This is a genomic window from Verrucomicrobiia bacterium (assembly GCA_035629175.1).
Taxonomy (GTDB): Bacteria; Verrucomicrobiota; Verrucomicrobiia; order Limisphaerales; family DASXHY01; genus DASXHY01.
The window spans coordinates 34221-51891 of record DASPIL010000060.1 but is presented as its reverse complement, the minus strand read 5'-3'; the positions used below and the strand labels follow the sequence as shown (position 1 = coordinate 51891).

At 59.2% G+C, this 17671-nt stretch carries 17 protein-coding genes and 1 pseudogene; 10 read left to right on the top strand and 8 right to left on the bottom strand.

Going from position 1 to position 17671, the window contains the following annotated elements; translation table 11 throughout:
* Positions 1-16: 16 nt before the first annotated feature.
* The 3 genes from VEH04_10090 (at position 17) to VEH04_10080 (ending at position 2636) form a co-directional block, all read left to right on the top strand.
* Entirely contained in the window at positions 17-364 is a 348-nt protein-coding gene (locus VEH04_10090; GenBank protein ID HYG23121.1) for an iron-sulfur cluster assembly accessory protein, read from the top strand.
* A 112-nt stretch (positions 365-476) separates the two neighbouring features.
* On the top strand, positions 477-1127 hold the full coding sequence (locus tag VEH04_10085) for a response regulator transcription factor (GenBank protein ID HYG23120.1): 651 nt from the start codon (positions 477-479) through the stop codon (positions 1125-1127).
* Positions 1128-1139: 12 nt separating this feature from the next.
* On the top strand, positions 1140-2636 hold the full coding sequence (locus tag VEH04_10080) for an ATP-binding protein (GenBank protein HYG23119.1): 1497 nt from the start codon (positions 1140-1142) through the stop codon (positions 2634-2636).
* A gap of 30 nt (positions 2637-2666) precedes the next feature.
* Here VEH04_10080 and VEH04_10075 read toward each other — a convergent pair.
* Positions 2667-2825, bottom strand: a pseudogene (locus tag VEH04_10075) (D-tyrosyl-tRNA(Tyr) deacylase).
* A gap of 67 nt (positions 2826-2892) precedes the next feature.
* Between VEH04_10075 and VEH04_10070 the strand changes: the two are divergent.
* Positions 2893-3072 carry a hypothetical protein gene (locus VEH04_10070; GenBank protein ID HYG23118.1) on the top strand — a complete coding sequence of 60 codons (180 nt, stop codon included), beginning with the start codon at positions 2893-2895 and terminating at the stop codon, positions 3070-3072.
* Position 3073: 1 nt separating this feature from the next.
* Here VEH04_10070 and VEH04_10065 read toward each other — a convergent pair whose 3' ends face one another.
* The 7 genes from VEH04_10065 to VEH04_10035 form a co-directional block, all read right to left on the bottom strand.
* Positions 3074-3241, bottom strand: coding sequence for a hypothetical protein (locus tag VEH04_10065; protein HYG23117.1), 168 nt, complete (start codon positions 3239-3241; stop codon positions 3074-3076).
* 31 nt (positions 3242-3272) lie between these two features.
* Positions 3273-3974 (bottom strand): 2-C-methyl-D-erythritol 4-phosphate cytidylyltransferase, encoded by a 702-nt coding sequence (gene ispD, locus VEH04_10060; protein HYG23116.1) that lies wholly within the window; start codon positions 3972-3974, stop codon positions 3273-3275.
* 63 nt (positions 3975-4037) lie between these two features.
* Positions 4038-5771: a single-stranded-DNA-specific exonuclease RecJ gene (gene recJ / locus VEH04_10055; GenBank protein HYG23115.1), complete on the bottom strand. Its 1734-nt coding sequence runs from the start codon at positions 5769-5771 to the stop codon at positions 4038-4040.
* A gap of 31 nt (positions 5772-5802) precedes the next feature.
* A complete protein-coding gene (locus VEH04_10050; GenBank protein HYG23114.1) occupies positions 5803-6795 on the bottom strand; it encodes a TerC family protein in 993 nt (330 codons plus the stop codon).
* 12 nt (positions 6796-6807) lie between these two features.
* A complete protein-coding gene (secD, locus tag VEH04_10045) occupies positions 6808-9402 on the bottom strand; it encodes a protein translocase subunit SecD (protein HYG23113.1) in 2595 nt (864 codons plus the stop codon).
* Between the two features lie 31 nt (positions 9403-9433).
* Positions 9434-9778, bottom strand: coding sequence for a preprotein translocase subunit YajC (gene yajC, locus VEH04_10040; GenBank protein HYG23112.1), 345 nt, complete (start codon positions 9776-9778; stop codon positions 9434-9436).
* 173 nt (positions 9779-9951) lie between these two features.
* On the bottom strand, positions 9952-10500 hold the full coding sequence (locus VEH04_10035; GenBank protein HYG23111.1) for a L,D-transpeptidase: 549 nt from the start codon (positions 10498-10500) through the stop codon (positions 9952-9954).
* A gap of 145 nt (positions 10501-10645) precedes the next feature.
* Between VEH04_10035 and VEH04_10030 the strand changes: the two genes are divergently transcribed.
* The 6 genes from VEH04_10030 to VEH04_10005 all read left to right on the top strand — a co-directional run bounded on the left by VEH04_10030 (position 10646) and on the right by VEH04_10005 (position 17670).
* The gene (locus tag VEH04_10030; protein HYG23110.1) at positions 10646-11227 is read left to right on the top strand and encodes a hypothetical protein; all 582 of its coding nucleotides are present in this window, start codon (positions 10646-10648) and stop codon (positions 11225-11227) included.
* Positions 11224-11784 (top strand): hypothetical protein, encoded by a 561-nt coding sequence (locus tag VEH04_10025; GenBank protein HYG23109.1) that lies wholly within the window; start codon positions 11224-11226, stop codon positions 11782-11784. Before VEH04_10030 ends, VEH04_10025 begins: the two co-directional genes overlap by 4 nt.
* Positions 11784-12536, top strand: coding sequence for a dienelactone hydrolase family protein (locus VEH04_10020; GenBank protein ID HYG23108.1), 753 nt, complete (start codon positions 11784-11786; stop codon positions 12534-12536). Before VEH04_10025 ends, VEH04_10020 begins: the two co-directional genes overlap by 1 nt.
* 329 nt (positions 12537-12865) lie before the next feature.
* Positions 12866-13879 carry a LacI family DNA-binding transcriptional regulator gene (locus VEH04_10015; GenBank protein ID HYG23107.1) on the top strand — a complete coding sequence of 338 codons (1014 nt, stop codon included), beginning with the start codon at positions 12866-12868 and terminating at the stop codon, positions 13877-13879.
* Positions 13880-14108: 229 nt separating this feature from the next.
* A complete protein-coding gene (locus VEH04_10010) occupies positions 14109-16778 on the top strand; it encodes an Ig-like domain-containing protein (protein HYG23106.1) in 2670 nt (889 codons plus the stop codon).
* A gap of 61 nt (positions 16779-16839) precedes the next feature.
* Positions 16840-17670: a prepilin-type N-terminal cleavage/methylation domain-containing protein gene (locus VEH04_10005; GenBank protein HYG23105.1), complete on the top strand. Its 831-nt coding sequence runs from the start codon at positions 16840-16842 to the stop codon at positions 17668-17670.
* Position 17671: the final 1 nt, after the last annotated feature.

The following is a 17671-nucleotide window of genomic DNA, read 5'->3' as shown; positions in this document are numbered from 1 at the left end:
CTTCGCTGTGTCTCATATGGAAACCATCGCCAGCCCTGATCCAGTCATTACGCTCACTTCCGCCGCTGCGGAGGAGGTGAAGGCGATGCTCGGGCTTCCTGAGAATGCGGGAAAAATCATGCGGGTTTACGTGGAGCAGGGTGGGTGTTCGGGCATGCAGTATTCCATGGTTTTCGATGAAAAGCGCGGGGACGACCTGATCGTGGAAATGCATGGTGTGGCCGTGGTCGTGGATCCGTTCAGCGCGCAGTACCTCAAGGGAACGCAGGTTGATTTCAGCGACGCCCTCACCGGTGGCGGTTTCAAGATTGCAAACCCCAATGCCCGCCAGAGCTGTGGCTGCGGCAAATCATTTCAGGCCTGAGCACGATATTCCGCCAGGCTCAAAAACGCCGTTCCGTGCGACGCGGGACGGCTTTTTTATTGTCCTTCATCTCGCGTTAAGGTGGGCCGCCCTACATTCCGCTCGAGAGCCGATGAGAATATTGATCATTGAGGACGAGCCCGATCTGCTGAGCAGCCTCGCCCAGACATTCAGGGATGAAGGTTATGCCGTTGATACCGCGACGGATGGCGAGGAAGGGCTCTACAAGGCCGAGACGTGGGAATACGACGCGCTCGTGCTGGATGTAATGCTTCCCAAGCGCGACGGCTGGAGCGTGCTTGAGAAATTGCGGCGCACGAAGAAAACCCCCGTGCTGATGCTCACCGCCCGCGACCGGACGCGCGAGCGTATTCGCGGCCTCGACAATGGCGCCGATGATTACCTGGTCAAACCCTTCGACCTTCACGAGTTGCTCGCCCGTGTTCGCGCGCTGATCCGCCGCAGCGCGGGCCAGACGCGCAACATCCTCGAAATCGGGGACATAACGATCGACATGGCGGCCAGGGTGGTGTCGCGGCGGGGGGAGCTTGTCACAGTTACAGCGCGCGAGTATGCGTTGCTGGAATTTCTTGCATTGCACCGCGGTCAGGTTGTGAGCCGGACCGCGCTCTACGAGCATTTGTTCGATGAAGATGACAGCACGCTTTCGAATTTGCTGGATGTTCACGTCTCAAACATTCGCAAGAAATTGGGACCCGATGTGATCACCACGCGGCGGGGCCATGGATATTGCGTGGAGTAATTGTTTGTTTTCATGACCATCAAATCGATTCGATGGCAGCTGCAGCTCTGGTACGGACTCATTCTTCTGGCTGTGCTGGTTGGGTTTGGTGTCACGGCTTACCAACTTCAAAGCGCGCGTCAATGGCGCCAGCTGGATCTGGAGCTCGAGCGGCGCGCACACATGCTCGCGGGAGCGTGGCGTCCGCTTGGTCCTCGCGAACGTCCGCCCATGCCAGGAAATGGGGCGGGCGATCGATTCAACGTTCCGGAGCGGCCACCGTTCATGGACTCCGATGGACGACCCGATCGCGGGGATGGGCTGCCGCGATTCCAGCGACCGAATCGCCGGCCTGCGGAATTCCGCATCACGCCTCATCAGACAGCGCTGTTTGACGATGGCACGGCGAACGATTTTTATTATGCGGCGTGGAATCGCGAAGGCGTGCGCGTCTCGCAATCCACGAATGCCCCTTCATCACTTTCTCGTCCCGAATTGCGGGGCCCGCGCGGGGTTCAATCGCCGGAAACCCGCGACACGTGGCGCGAAGTGCTGCTGGTCACGCCACAGGGCGACTCATTGCTGGTTGGCGGATCGATCCTCCCGGAACAACGTGAGCTTCGAAAGGTAGCGGTTCGGCTGGCAACCGTCGGCGCGGTGATCCTTATCTTTGGCCTGGCTGGCGGCGGCTGGCTTGCGGCTCGCGCAACGCGGCCGATTCGCAGCATCACGGAAACAGCCAATCGAATTTCCGGGGGTGACCTTTCGCATCGCATCAGCGTGGCGGACACGGAAAGCGAACTTGGGGAACTCGCGGGCATTCTCAACGGCACATTCGCGCGGCTCGAGGCGGCATTCGGCCAGCAAAAGCAATTCACCTCGGATGCCGCGCATGAATTGCGAACTCCAGTTTCAGTAATGCTCACGCAGACGCAGTCTGCTCTGAATCGCGAGCGCAGCGCAGATGAGTATCGCGCAACGATCGAGGCGTGCCATCGCTCAGCTCAGCGAATGCGGAGGTTGTTGGAATCACTGCTTGAATTGGCGCGGCTGGACGCCGGACAGGAGAACTTGCGCCGTTCGGCGGTGAACCTTGCGCCGATAGCAGGAGAATGCATTGACCAGCTGCGGCCCCTTGCTTCGGACAAGCAGATCCAGATCACAGTGGACTTGCGCGACGCGCCATGCGTTGGCGACTCCGAGCGGCTGGGGCAGGTGATCACCAATCTCGTTTCAAATGCGATTCACTACAACCGCGAGCGAGGCAACATCCACGTGAAGACCCGAAGCGAACAGCGTTTTGCCATAGTCGAGGTGGTGGATGACGGGCCCGGCATTTCCTCCGAACATCAGGCAAATGTGTTCAAGCGCTTCTATCGCATCGACGCCGCGAGGACATCCGCGCAGGGGCATTCCGGTCTTGGGCTGGCGATCTGCCGTTCGATTGTTGAAGCACACGGGGGCACGATCGATGTGCGGAGTCGCGAAGGGCAGGGGACGACCTTTGTGGTCCGGCTCCCGAGCGCATGATTTACTCCCGAGTTTGGAGTCGACGATGAGGGTGACGGGTCCATCGTTATCGAGGCTGACTTTCCTGTCGGCGCCAAGTTCTCCCACTTCAACGGGACGTCCGAAATCTCGTGCGAGTTGCTCCTTGAAGCGATCACGGACGGTCACAGTGACCGCGGCTTGTGAGACGCGTTGAACAACGGCACGCATTGATTGATGAACGATTTGGGGTAGCAGCCCTAGTGGGCAATCGGGCTCATGGATCTATATTCGCCGCATGAACACCAAAGACATGACCAACCGGCTTCAGGATTTTCAGAAGAAGGCTTCCGACACTGCACGCAATGTCAGCCGCGTGACAGACGATTACGTGCATGAGAACACGTGGTCGAGCATCGCGTTCGCAGCGGTGCTGGGTTGCGTCGTCGGTTTCCTGCTGGGCCAGCGCCGGGACTGAGTCAGTGGCCTGTCTTCGGAGGAAGACAGCCGAGCTTGATCAGCATGGCCATGTAAGCGACGAATCCGATCACGAGCAGCCAGTAATTCCCGTGCACGGCTTGCAGCACGCCCCAACCGAGAACAAATGCCATGAAGGCATACGCAAAAATCGCACCGAGAAAGTTCATGGCAAAAGGTTGGCCCAGCCTGGTTCATCGTTCAAGCCAAGGATCGCAATAGCCATTGAATGTAGGGCAGATCCTCAGGACGTGTGACCTTCGGATTCGGATCGGTAGACGACACGAGTTGAACAGGCTGCCCTGTCAGCTCGCAAGCCGCAGTGTCGTCCGTCACCCGCAATCCGCGGCGGCGCACTTCGTCGAGGGCGCGCAGCAGCACGTCCCTTCGAAAGGCTTGCGGCGTCTGAACGGACCATAAACGGGAACGATCTAACGTCCGCAGGACCGTGTGTCCGTCGGCGGACTCCTTGATTGTGTCGGTGATCGTCCGTGCCGCGACGGCCGCTCCGGACCGCCAGGCCGCCTCGATGGTCGCGGCAATCAGCCGTTCCGATGTGCAGGGTCTCGCGCCGTCCTGAATCGCCACAACTTCGGTGTTGCTGCCTGCTGCGGACAATCCGTTCCAAACTGAGTCCTGGCGTTCCGCGCCACCCGCGACGAGTTGATAAGGCTTGGCCAGATGAAATGCCGCTGCCAAATCGTGGAACGCTGCTTCCATTCCCGAACGAACGACGAGAACGATGTCGGTGATTGAGGGTGAATCCGCGAAGCGCTGCCACGTGTGCGCAATCACCGGCCGGCCGGCGAGTTCGAGAAATATTTTGTCGACGTTCGGCCCCATGCGGGTTCCGCGGCCGGCCGCGACGATAATCGCTGTGGTATGCAGTGGGGCTGTTTGCAAGCGAGGGAGGCTATGCAGCCGTCAAAAAAAATCCGAGCCTGAAAACATATTGTGGCGTGGATTCTACCTGGCCCCGGTTGTGCGCCAGTCGAGCACCTTCAGTTGAACGCAACGTCTTCCATTGAATTCATTCACCTGCGGTGCAAAGGCGAGATCGAATTGGCCGACCGGAAGTGAACCATTGCCGGCCCCCCACCACACCGCTTCGTGTCCGGCCGTTCCATCGGTCACCCACATCTTGACGTGCTGGCGATTGGCCCCCACGCGTTGCAGAGGTCGCTGGTGTGTCAATCCGCGGGAGCAGAGTTGGATGGTGGGATTCCCCTGGCCCGTGGGACGCAGTCGATCCAATTCCTGCAACCGGCCCAGCGTGAGATCGCTGAGGCTGACTTCGGCGTCCAATCGCAAAGGCGGATGCAGGTCATCCGTCTTCAAGTGTTGTCGCGCCAGTTCGTTCAAGCGCACGCGGAGCGCCTCGAGGTTGCCGGTCGCGAGCGTTACTCCCGCAGCCATCGCATGGCCGCCATGCCGAACGAGCAGGCTGCTGCACTCGCGCAACGCCGCCGCCAGATCGAACCCTGCAATGCTGCGACCGGAACCGCGCCAATGCGCCCCGTCTCCGCCAACAATGATGGTGGGCCGATAAAACTCCTGGAGCACGCGCGAGGCAACGATGCCCACAACCCCGATGTGCCAGGGCAGTTGTCCTTCCACAATGACGAAATCTTTCGTGGGATCAAACTTCGCACGGATCGCGCCGATCACGTCATCGACAATGCTCCGTTCAATGGTTTGCCGTTCGCGATTCCGCTCATCCAGGGTGCGGGCGAGCGGAAGGGCTTCATCAATACTTTTGGCACGGAGCAGGCGCAGGGCATCCTCGGCCGTTTCCAGCCTGCCTGCGGCGTTGAGGCGGGGGGCGAGCTGAAAGCCGGCTTCATAGGTTCCGAGCGGCGATGTAATCCCCGCCACCTGCTTCAAAGCGAGAAGCCCTGGCCGCTCGGTGCGATTCAGGCGCGCCAACCCTGAGGCAACCAGGATCCGGTTTTCGCCGATGAGTGGCACGATGTCGGCAATGGTTCCCAACGCTACGAGATCCAGGAGCGGGCGCAGATCGTAGTCGGCGGCTCCGGGAATGCCGAGTTCGCGGCTTTTCTTAACGAGAGCGTGCGCCAGCTTGAAAGCCAGGCCGGCGGAGCACAGTTCCGTGAACGCACCCGCGCCGGGGCCCGCCCTCAGCGAACGCTGAGGATTCACCAGCGCAGCCGCGTCGGGAGCGGGATCGCACACCTGATGATGATCGAGCACGATCGTCTGAACGCCGCGTTGTGCCAGGTCGCGGATGGTTTCCACGGACGTGGATCCGCAATCGACGGCGAGGACCAGCGTTGCTGGAAATTTTCGAAGGCAGTTCTCCACCGCTTCCTGGCTCAGCCCGTAACCCTCGTCCATCCGACGCGGCAGATAGGCTTCGGCCACGATGCCGAGGTGTTCGAACACTTCGAGCAGCAATGCCGTGGAGGTGACACCGTCAACATCATAGTCCCCGAAAATCACGAGCGGCTGGCGCTCTTCCCGAGCCGTGAGCAGCAGGGCCACGGCCCGATCCATGTCCGGGAGCAGAATGGGATCGGCGAGATTCGCGAGGCGCGGTTCCAGGAAACGGGCGGTGTGATCGGCCGACGAGAAGCCCCGGTTGAGCAGGCATTGCGCGAGAAGCGTGGAAACCTGGAGTTCCCTGGAGAACTGGCCAACCATGAGCGGATCCCACGGAGCAATCGACCACCGAAACTTCATGCCGGGTGAATACCGCAACTCCAGTGGAACGTCACGGCAGTTTTGTTGCGCTACCACTGCGCTTCTGCTCGCGCCTCGCTGCAATAACCGAAACGAGGATCGAAATCAGAATGATTCCGGCAACAACCGACAACGAAACTCCCGTTGGGATCTTGACCTGAAACCATTTTTCCGGCGGATGATGCGGAGCCAGCAGCATCTTGATTCCAATGAAAACCAGCACGAGCGAAAGCCCGTATTTCAGGTATCGGAAATAACCGATCGCACCCGCGAGTACGAAATAGAGCGAGCGCAGCCCGAGAATCGCAAAGACGTTCGATGTAAAGATGATGAAAGGCTTGGTGGTGACTGCGAAGATGGCCGGGATGGAGTCGAGGGCGAACACGAGGTCCGTTGTTTCGACCATCAGGAGCACCAGCGCCAGCGGCGTCAGCGCAAGGCGCCCGTTCCAGTCGGTCGTGAACTTCTGCCCATCCAGGTGCGGACATACGGGATACAACCGCCGCGCGAGACGAATCACCGGGTTTTTTTCCGGCTCAACGTCCGTCTCGACAAACATCATTTTGATGCCGCTGAAAATCAGGAGCGCCGCGAACAGGTAGAGCACCCAGTGCAGCGCCGAGATCAGGGCGACGCCCGCGCCAATCATCAGACCGCGCATGATCAATGCGCCCAGAATGCCCCAGAACAGCACGCGATGCTGATACTCTGCCGGAATCCGGAAGTACCCGAAGATCAAGGCGATCACGAAGACGTTATCCATCGAGAGTGATAGCTCGATGAGATAACCCGTGACGAACTCCACGCTTTCGTCGCGTCCCCAGTTTTCAACCATTGAGGGTGCGATGACCAGGCCGAACAGGATTGCAGTCGTGAACCAGACAAAGGTCCAGGCTAGCGCCTCCTTGAAACGGACGACGTGCGCATGACGATGGAAGACACCCAAATCCAGCGCCAGGAAGACGAGGATGCTGGCGATGAATCCCGCCCAATGCCAGGCCGAGATTTCGAGAGTGGTATCCATCTGCGCGGCCGCTTACTTGCCCACAACGGGGGCCGCAGTCTGAACCGACATCTGCGGATTGCCGATGCTCGGCCGCTGCCCTTTATGCCAGCGCAGGACAATGAAGCACGCGATATAGATCGTGGAGAATGTTCCGCTGATAATGCCGACCAGGAAGGTGAACGCGAAATCGTTGATCACACCGCCGCCGAACAGATAGAGGCAGAGGGTCGAAATGAAGACTGTTCCCGACGTGATGATCGTGCGGCTCAACGTCTGGTTGAGAGCCTTGTTCATGATTTCAACGAAGCTCCCGCGGATGCCCAGCTTCAGGTCCTCGCGCACACGGTCAAAGATCACGATGGTGTCGTTGATTGAAAATCCAATGATGGTGAGCAGCGCCGCAACCGATGTCGCATTCAGTTCACGGCCTGCAAGGAAGTAGCAGCCGAGTGTCATAAGGACGTCATGGACCAGCGCGACCACAGCGCCAACAGCGAACGAGAACTCATATCGAAACGCGACATAGATCAGGATGCCGAACATGGCGAGACACGACGCGATGATCGCCGTGCGTGTAATCTCCTGGCCCATGGTGGGGCCGACGCGCTCAATGCCGAGTGGGCGGCCTGATTCGCCGCCAAACTTCGCCTCGGGGAAGGTGGTTCGGAGATGCTCAAAAATCTTCTCGCCGACCGCCTGCTCTCCATCAGCGTCGAACGCACGCGCAGTGACGCGGAGATTTTCCGTTCCGCTGGCGACGTCACCTTCGTAATTGATCAGCACATCGCCGCCCGCCACGCTCTGCGCCGCCTCGCGCAGCCGGTCCACATCGACCTTGTGCGCCTTATCGAAGCTCATTTTCACGGTTTCGCCGCCGGAAAACTCCACGCCGAAGACGTCAGCACCCCGGCCGAAGATGCCATAACCGTTGCCGGCCACGATCAGAAGCCATGAAGCCACGAAGGCGGGCACCGCCCAGCGCATGAAATTGATATTGCTCCCGCGAATGATCTGCAGCATCGGGAGAGTGCGGATGACGTTCCTTGCAATCAGGAAGTCGAACGCCAGACGCGTCACCACCAGCGCAGTGAACATGCTGATGCCCACACCGATCGTCAGGGTAACACCGAATCCCTTGACGGGGCCTGTTCCCATGAAAATCAGGATGATTGAGGAGATCAACGTCGTCAGGTTGGAGTCAAAGATCGTTCCAAACGCTTTGTTGTAGCCTGCACTCACCGCGCCACGGAGCGATTTCCCGGCCGCAAGCTCCTCGCGAATACGTTCGAAGATCAGGACGTTCGCATCGACAGCCATGCCCACCGTCAGCACGATACCCGCGATACCCGGCAGGGTGAGGGTCGCATTGATGGCGCACATCGCCCCCATCAGGATGAGAATGTTCAGCATCAACGCCACATTGGCGACGAGGCCTGCGAGGAGGTAGTAGCCCAGCATGAAAATGCTGACACCGATCAGGCCGTAGGTGGCTGCGCGCACTCCGCTGGAAACCGAATCGCTGCCGAGGGTGGGATCCACCTGGCTTTCGCTGATGATGTGAACGGGCGCCTTCAAGGGGTTCTCGAGGACGCTTACCAGGGTTCGCGCCTCCTGTTCCGTGTAACGGCCGGAAATCGTTCCGCGCCCGCCAGGAATTTCACTGTTGATCCGCGGGGCGCTCTGCAGTTCGCCGTCGAGCACAATGGCGAGAAGGTTTCCGACGTTGTCGCGGGTTACCTGCGCGAATTTTTCGGCTGCCTTAGGTTCGAGAGTGAAGAGGATTTCAGGCCGGCCGAGATTGTCGCGGCTGAGGTCAGCGCGGGAAATGCCGCCTACAATTTCCGGGCGCCGCCGCACGAGGTAGCGTTCCGCCACCTTGCTGCCATCGGGCTGAACTTGAATCTGTGTCAGAATCTGGTAACCGGGTGCGCCAACTCCCTGGCTCAGCAATTGTTCGCTTTGCGGATGCACCAGGCGAAACTCGAGGAAGGCAACCTTCTGAATCCGATTCCGCGCATCCTGGATGACCTCTTCGGAAAGACCGGGCAATTGGATGAGAATGCGATTATCGCCCTGCGGCTGGATCACGGGCTCGGCCACGCCCAGGGCATCCACGCGCTTCCAAAACACCTCGACCGCCTGGGACAACGCGCTGCTCACGTCGACGTCGTTCACAACGTTCGTCACGGTTTGCACCTGTCCCGCGGAGTTCGTGACGGTGACGATCTCGGTTGAGACGAGTTCGTTCGTGTTCATTTCCACCAGGAACGAGGTTCCGCCCGCAAGGTCGATTCCCAGCTTGATCTTGCCCGCGGCCTCCTTCTGCAGCTTGTTTAATATATAGGTGGTCGGACGCGTTTGCGTTTTGGCTTCGTAAAAGGGGAAGTAACGGCTGATGTCGTTGGTGCCAATAGCCTCCAGCAAATGGCCGTACTCATGATCAGGCCGCGCGGCTTCAGCAGCTTTGGCGCGTTCAACGATCCCCCGCAATGTGGCGTCCTGATTGACCGCCCGCGTTTGGAAATACGGGATGAGCGGACGGGCCGTGGGCGGAGTCATCTCGTAAACCGCCCAGGCGGTGAGAAAGATGACGAGCAGCAGTTTCCAGAGGTGGTTTCGGTTCATGACAGGGAATGCTTGGACAGTGGGCTGACGATCACGAGTCGCTGGAATCGCCGGAACGTTCCAAGACTTCGGCGACCGCGCCGCGTGTGATTTCCAGCTTGGCGTCGTCGGACTTTATGGTCAGGGTCTTGTCCTTCAAAGATGAAATAATCCCCACGACTCCGCCAGAGGTGACGATCTTGTCGCCGCGCTTGAGGGCTTTGAGCATCTCGGCCTGCTGCTTGGCGCGCTTCTGTTGGGGGCGAATGAGGACGAAATAGAATATGGCACCAAATATGACGAACGTTCCAACCATCCGCAGCAACTCACCCGTGGTATTCTGCTGCGTGGGCGCCGCTTGCGCCGCGAAAAGGATGCTCAAGTTGTACACGTCCATAATATTAATATCCAAAATGAGCCGCTAATCTAAAGAGGGCAATCCGTTTGGCAAGCGTTATGAGCGGCAGGAACATGTCCGTTGCCTGCGGCGATCCATCCAATAAAAGCTGGTGAAAAAGGAGCACACCGGGGTTTTTGAAAACGCGCTGTTTGCACCGGCAAATGCCCCGATCACTCTTCGATCCATACCAGCGTTCCAGGCGGAAGCTGATGAAACAAAGGGACCAAATCGCGATCTGCCATGTGAATGCAGCCGCACGATCCAGGGCGGCCGAGGCTGCGCTGGTCTGCCGTGCCGTGAATGTAAATGTAACGGGCGTGTGAATCCACGTTGCCACCGCGATTGAGGCCAGGTTGCAAACCATCCAGCCAGAGAATCCGTGTCGTGATCTTTGCATCGGGCATTCCCGCCCAGGTGAATCCAACAGGCTCCCGTCCCTTGAATACCGTGCCCGCGGGCCATGTGCCTCCAATCATTTCCTTCACGCAGTGCAATCCGAGAGGCGTCCGATTCGATCCCTCCTGTTGCCCAATGCCAAAGCGCGACGTCGAAATCAGGAAGTTTCGCTTCACGCGATACGCTGAGGCGTGTTCTTCCGACCCTTTGATGTACAGAAACATTTGCTGTTGATGAATGCGAATTCGGAGCAGGTGTTGGCTGAACGGGATGCCAGCGATTTCGACCGCGTCGAAAAAGCGTGGCGGCAATGCGTCATTCATGGAACTCGTCACCCGCCGCAATGTGGGCAAAGCTCCGCGCCGGGTCAATCGTCAGAGGGGCAAATGCGCATCCAGACGAGTAGGCACAAACCTGCCGGTAAATGGCCCCATGTTTCTCGGGCGCACATTCGGGAAAATCAACGGCGTGAAGATTCGATCCTTTGTAGCTCCGCATCTGCTGGGCGCAATGCTCGCGTTGGGGCCCGCGTGTTTTCCGGGCCATGCCCAAACCCTTCATCGTCTTACGTTCAAGGGTGTTTGTGACACTGTTGATTCAAGCGGCAAAGCCGTGAGACGCGCGATAAACGATCGCACATTGATCCTCGAATGGGCGGGGCGTGCTGGAGTAACCAACTACCGCAATCTGGTTCTGGCGTTTCATCCCAACGTCGACGCGCGCGGAGACAGCATTGAGATTGTGAATGCGAGGACGGGCGCGCATGTGACCACCGTGTTTCCGCTCTTCTTTCCTGAGACTGCCGCCGTGACAACGCGGAACGGCACGGTGGAACGAAGATTCGCCTATGTCTACAACCTGTATCAGGCGGAGTTTTCCCGCGGCACGGCGATCCTGACCGAGCAGGCGCTCGTGAACAAACAGGGCAGGACGAACCGCTTCATCGTGAGCGGCCAGATGCAGTGGTATCAGTTGCCCGAGGGCAGCAACAACCTGCGCTTCTGCTCTGGAACATTCAAAGTCAACAAACCCATAAAACCCGCCCAATGAATCGATTGATCTCCCTTTCCGCACTGGCCGTCGCAGCGCTGATCGCGACCGTGCCTGCAGCCGCGCAGCCGCGATGGATTGTTTCATATCAGGGCACGGAAACCCGTTCCGTTTCCAACCGGCTTGTCACCACCCAGGTGACGGATCGTACCTTCATTCAACGTTGCGCGGCAAACGCGGGCATCTCGACGGAGAACCTTGCGCTCGTGCTGCATTTTGACGCGGAAGCCGTGGGGGATTCGCTGGAGGTTGTGAATGTCAACGATCCCAACCTGTTTCGGTGCCAGGTGTTCCGGCTTGCATTTCCCGAGTCGCAAACAAACAGTGCCGGTGGATTGAAGCGTTTTGGCTATGTCTACGATGCGACAAGCCATCATTCGCGCGGCAGCGCGCTCATCACCCGTACCGAGGTTCCCGCGCGAAAGGGCAAGCCGGCAGTAACGACGATCCAGGCGCAGCTGCATTACTGGCTCGGAATCTGGGATGAGTCACAGCCCGATCCCAATGCTGTTGTGGCTTCGGGCGTCATAAAATCGAAAGCACCGTTGAACCCGTGATGAAATTCCATTCGCTATTGCTCCTGGTTCTCATGATTGGATGCGCCAGCCCGAACGCGAACCCGCCACAACCGGGGGCGGTGACTTCAGGCAAGGTCTCGTGGAGCGCAACAAAAAAGGGCGAGCTCCAGTATCTGCAATATGTTCCGAAAGATTACGACGCCGATCCCGAGCGCCAGTGGCCAATTCTACTGTTTCTTCACGGCGCGGGAGAGCGGGGAACCAATGTGCAAAGGGTGGCAGTTCACGGGCCGTTGAAACTCGTGAATGAAGGCCGTCACTTCCCTTTCATCATCATCGCCCCGCAATGTCCGGCGGGCGAATATTGGCAGACGGAGGGCGTATTGAAACTGCTGGACGATGCGTCGGAACGATTCCGGGTGGATCGTTCGCGCGTCTACCTGGCGGGCTTGAGCATGGGAGGCTACGGCACTTGGAAATTTCTGATGGCGCATCCTGAGCGCCTTGCGGCGGCGGTTCCCATTTGCGGAGGCGGCGAGCGCATCGACCTGCTGGGATTGAAGACGGAGGAACAACGCACCGCGCTGCGAAATCTTCCTGTGCGCGCTTATCATGGAGCGCGGGATCCCGTTGTCCCGCTCGCGGAATCGGAGCGCGCTGTTGAGTTCCTAAAACGCTACGGCTGCACGAACGTCACGCTGACAGTCTACCCCGAAGCCGAACACGATTCGTGGACGCAGACGTTCGCAAATCCGGAATTGTATGAGTGGCTGCTGAAACAACGTCGTTGATCAGCGCACTCTTGAACCGCCCCCGATCTGCAACGGAGCTTGAGTGGGGAAGCTTGCCAGCGCGTGGGCGAATGGCAACGCACAGTCAGCAATCCACGACGCCGGAGCGCCGACTTGCAGGCTTAAGCTGATCGAGGAACCTAGCGCCCGGACTTGAGAGCGAGCCTGCGCTCTGTTACCGCGTTTGAGTTCCTCGGGTTTTTGGGTGCGCCGCCACTCAGGAAAACGGCGGGCTTCGAACTAAACGCCTTGTTCAGAAATTCCCGGGAAACCCGCTCTGCGCACTTTGTTCTCTTGTTGGAGCAGGTGATTGTGTTACAACCGGACCAATGGTTACCCAGGCACAGATCGCGCGAAAACTTGGTGTATCGCGTCAGTTAGTCACCTTCGCTCTCTCGGGGTACCCTCAGATTTCGCAGGAATCGCGCGAACGAATCCTGGCTGCCGCGCGGGAAATGGGTTATCGGCCGAATCCCTACGCGCGCGCGCTCAAGAAGGGCCGCAGCGGAATCATCGGCCTCTGGATTCCCGACCAGATCTCAACGCATTACACACACGTCTCCCGTGAATTGAACCGCCTGGTCAAAGCGGCGCGGCACGAATTGATCGTGAGCGAAGTCAGCATCGCGAAGGATCAGCAGATGCTCTCGCACGTGCCGATGGATGGCATTATCGTCGTGGACGCGCCCGATCAGGCGGACATTTATCGCAAGTCCCCCTCGGGATCGCGCGTGCCGATCATCAGCATGGGCGTGAACTGCATCCCCAGCGCAGACGCCGTCCAGGTGGATCTGCTGGCGGGCACCCTTGAGGTGATGGAGCATCTCCTCAGTTCCGGATACCGCCGCATTGCGCACGCGACATTCGTGCGCGGAAATGCACCCGCTGCATCGAGGCGCGCCGGCTATGTCAAAGCCATGCAGAAGGCCGGTTTGAAACCTGAGTTCATTTATTACCCGCTCACGGAACAACAACGGCCCATCGTTCGTCAGTTGATTCAGGATTACGTGCGGGACAATGGGAGACCGGACGCGATCTTTTGCCATTCCGATGACGTCGCGCTGGGAATCTATCGCGGGCTCTGCGACATGGGCGTGCGCGTTCCTGGCCAGGTGGCGCTCGTGGGATGCGACGGCATCCAGGACACGGAATACCTGGAGACGCCGCTGACCACCCTTGTTCAACCGGTGGCGGCGATGTGCGCCACGGGGTGGCAGTTCCTGATGGAACGAATGGATTCGGCAACCGCCCTCAAGCCGCAGAAAACCGTGCTGAAACCGAAGCTGGTGATTCGGGAATCCTCGTTGCGCGCGAGCGCACTTTCCGTCGTGGCGCAGTCCTGATGGGTGCTGGTGGGCGGCTGGGTGACTGTGGTTTGGCGCCTGATTATCATGTGCTAAATAGGTGTTGACAGGGAAACGGGCACGGGCATAAGGTCGCACCAGTCCAATGCTTGCCATCCAAAACTCGCACGGGCTCTTTGCTGGAATTCCTTCCTGCCGGGACGTGTGTGGTTTTTCCCTTTCGGGATCGTGCCGGAGGCAACCTCAAACAGACCCCAAACCCATGCCTATGAAAATGACTGGATGCAAAACGCTGGCGATCCTGCTGGCCACGCTCTGCGGAACTGGCGGCGCGGCTGCCGGCACGTTCAAACACATCACCATCGACGGTTCATTCGGAGACTGGGCCGGCGTGCCGCTCGCGCACACGCAGGAGCAGGGCAACACTGAGACGATCGCCTACAAGGATATCTACGTCGCCAACGACGAGAATTATCTCTACATCCGTTTCACTATTTACGGTTCGGGTGACCCGTTCACGTTCCTTCAAAACATTTTCGTCGATTCCGACAACAATCCCGGCACCGGTTTCAACGCGGGCGGCTATGTGGGATCCGAAATGCTCATTCAGGGCGGCGCAGGGTACCAGGAAAAGAACGGCGCGTTTAACGAGGGAGGGATCGCCGGCCTGGACTGGCAGGCCGCCCCAGCCGCGCCTGGCAGCGAATTTGAAGTGCGCATCTCGCGCAACGCCACCTACGTCACGGACGGCGTTCCTGTGTTCGCGGCAGAAACCATCGCGTTCGTGCTGGAATCCGATAATGCCAGCTTTGTGAATGTTGAATGGGCGCCGAAAGTTGCGGGTGGGCTGCCCTACACGTTTGAGGCTCCGCCATCGGTTCTCACCGAAAACCTTGCGCTGGTCACTCTGGGCGGAACCTCATGGCAGGTGAATGCGTCCGGCACCGACCTGGGCACCAACTGGCTGGAACAGGCATACGATGATTCGCAGGCGCCGTGGACCGCGGGCATGGGGTTGTTCGGTTTTACTCCAAGCCCGGGCAGTTACCCAGCCATCCAGACGCCGCTCCCGGCTGGCGCGAACACCTATTATTTTCGCACGCATTTCAACTGGAACCACGAGACCGCGAATGTCGCGTTTGTGGTGACGAATTACCTGAGCGACGGGGCTGTGTATTATCTCAACGGCACCGAAGTCCGCCGTGTTCGCATGCCAGCGGGGAACATCACCCACGCCACCGCGGCCACGGGAACAAATAACCCGGCCGGCAGCCCGCAGATCACGGGGTTCTCGGGCGGGCCGCTCATCATTGGCGATAACATTCTCGAGGTCGAAGTGCATCAGGCTGCGGGCAGCGCGGCAGACATGGTCTTTGGGATGTCGCTGACAGCTTCTGTTTCGTACCCCATCATCATCGTCGATACGAATCGGCCCGCAAACCAGACCGTGGTGGGCGGCCAGCCCGTGACATTCAGTGCGGACATCCTGGCAAGCGGCCCGTTGGCATATCAATGGCTCAGAAACGGCAATCCGATCAATGGTGCCACGAATGCGATATTCACCATTCCGATGGTGCTTACCAACGATGCGGGAACTTATTCACTGCGAATTGAGAATGCCATTTCGACCAATACAACGCGCGCGGCGACGCTCACAGTGACGAGCACGCCAGTTGTGTTTACGAATCCCGGACTGCCCGCTGACGCCGTGGTCCTGGAAGGGCGAACCGCCACGTTCGGCGTTGCCGCATCGGGTTCTGCGCTCGTGCAGTATCAATGGTATCGCGGCGCAACCGCCCTGGCGGGTGAGACGAACGCCACGTTTGTCATCGCTTCTGCAAACCTGACGAACGCGGGAAATTATCATGTCGTTGTCAGCAACCCCGCTGGCGCAACGAACAGCAGGACTGCACTTCTCACAGTGCTCGCGGACACGCTGGCACCTTCCATCACGGACATCGCCGCGGCCGCCAGCCAGGTGGTGATTACGTTTGCGGAACCGCTGGATGCAGCGACGGCCGCCAACGCCGCCTTTTACACGCTGAGCGGCGGAGCGGGAGTTTCCAGCGCCGTCGTCAACCCAGGCGATGCGACGCAGGTGATCCTGACCACAAGCGCCCCCTTGACTCTCGGGACACTCTATTCCGTGACGGTGAACGGGGTGGAGGATCGCTTTGGAAATACTGTGAACACGATGGCGTCCTTCACGCGCGGCATCACGATCGATGGCAGCTTTGGCGACTGGGAAGGCGTCACGCCGATCTACAGCGGGCCCGAAGGAATGGACGGCGCGGCCGACTTCAAGGAAATCTACATGTTTGACGACGCGGATTTCTATTACTTCCGAGTCACTCTCTGGCATGACATTCCTGCATCGGCGGGCCAGTTCCCGGCCTACGTGAACATGTTTTTCAACACCGATGCGGATCCGAATACCGGTTATTCGGCGATCGGCTCCGAGCTCCTCATCCAGAGCGGATTCAGCTATCAGCAGAAGAATGGCGGGTTCAATGAGGGCGCCATCAATGGACTCAACTGGCTGAGCCTTCCTGCAGCGCCTGGAACGGACTTTGAATTCCGCTTCTCGAAGGACGCGACCTTTGCTTCCGACGGAACGCCTGTGTTCCCGACGAACACCATCACGTTCCTGTTCCAGGGAATGACGCCCGGATTCGTCGCAGTGAACATGGCGCCGTGGGATGGCGGAGTTCTGACATATGTGGACGGCGCGCCGGTGACGGTTCCGGCCCTGCCGCTGGGCGGGCTCGCGATTGCGCGGGTTCCCGGTGGCAACACCGCCGTCATTTGGGAATCCAATGGCGCTCTACAGTCAGCCTCTTCACTCAACTCGGGGTCATGGACGAATGTCCCGGCCGCGACGAACCCGCTGATCGTCCCTGCATCCGACGCCGTGCGATTCTTCCGGCTGGCGCAATGATTCCTCTCATCCGGCCGGGGACACACACTGTGTTCCCGGCTGGAATCGACTCTGAAATGGTATGAAAAACAGGATGCGAACGCTGGTCTCAAGGCGAATGGGTTCGGCCCGAAGCGGCTTCACACTGATTGAGTTGCTTGTGGTGATCGCGATCATTGCGATCCTCGCGGCGATGCTGCTGCCGGCGTTGTCGCGCGCCAAGCTCAAGGCCAAGGACATCAATTGTGTCAGCAACCTGAAGCAGCTGTCGGTGGCCTACGCGCTCTACGTCGGCGATTACAACAAGTCATTCCAATACACCGCCAACCAGAACCTGTGGATGGCGATCCTGATGTCCTACCACGCGCAGGTCGAAGCCGTTCGGGCGTGCCCCACGGCATCCCTGCCGACCACGCGCACGGATTTCAGCGCGCAGTACACGTATGGGGCGGCCGACCAGATGTGGAAGTGGGCTCCCACCGCAACGAATTACCAGGGCAGTTATGCATTCAATGGCTGGCTTTACAGCGGCACGTATTCGACTGATCGCACGTTCGGCACGCCGCTCTCATGGCGATACGGTGCAGAGAGTGCGATTCGCAGTTCGGCGACGACACCCTTGTTCGCTGATGCCATGTGGATCGATGCATGGCCGAAGGCAACGGAAGGGCCGGCGAAGGACCTGTACAAGGGCAACGCGGACACCGACATGGGCCGCATTTCACTCGCGCGCCACGGCGGCGCATCGCCAGGTTCAGCACCTCGAAGCCTGACATCGAGTGCGAATCTGCCTGGCGCCATCAACATCGCATTCGTCGACGGACATGCGCAGGTGGTCAAGTTGAGGGATTTATGGACGTTGAACTGGAATGCGGGTTGGGTGCCGCCAGCCAACATTGCGAGTCCGAAGTGAC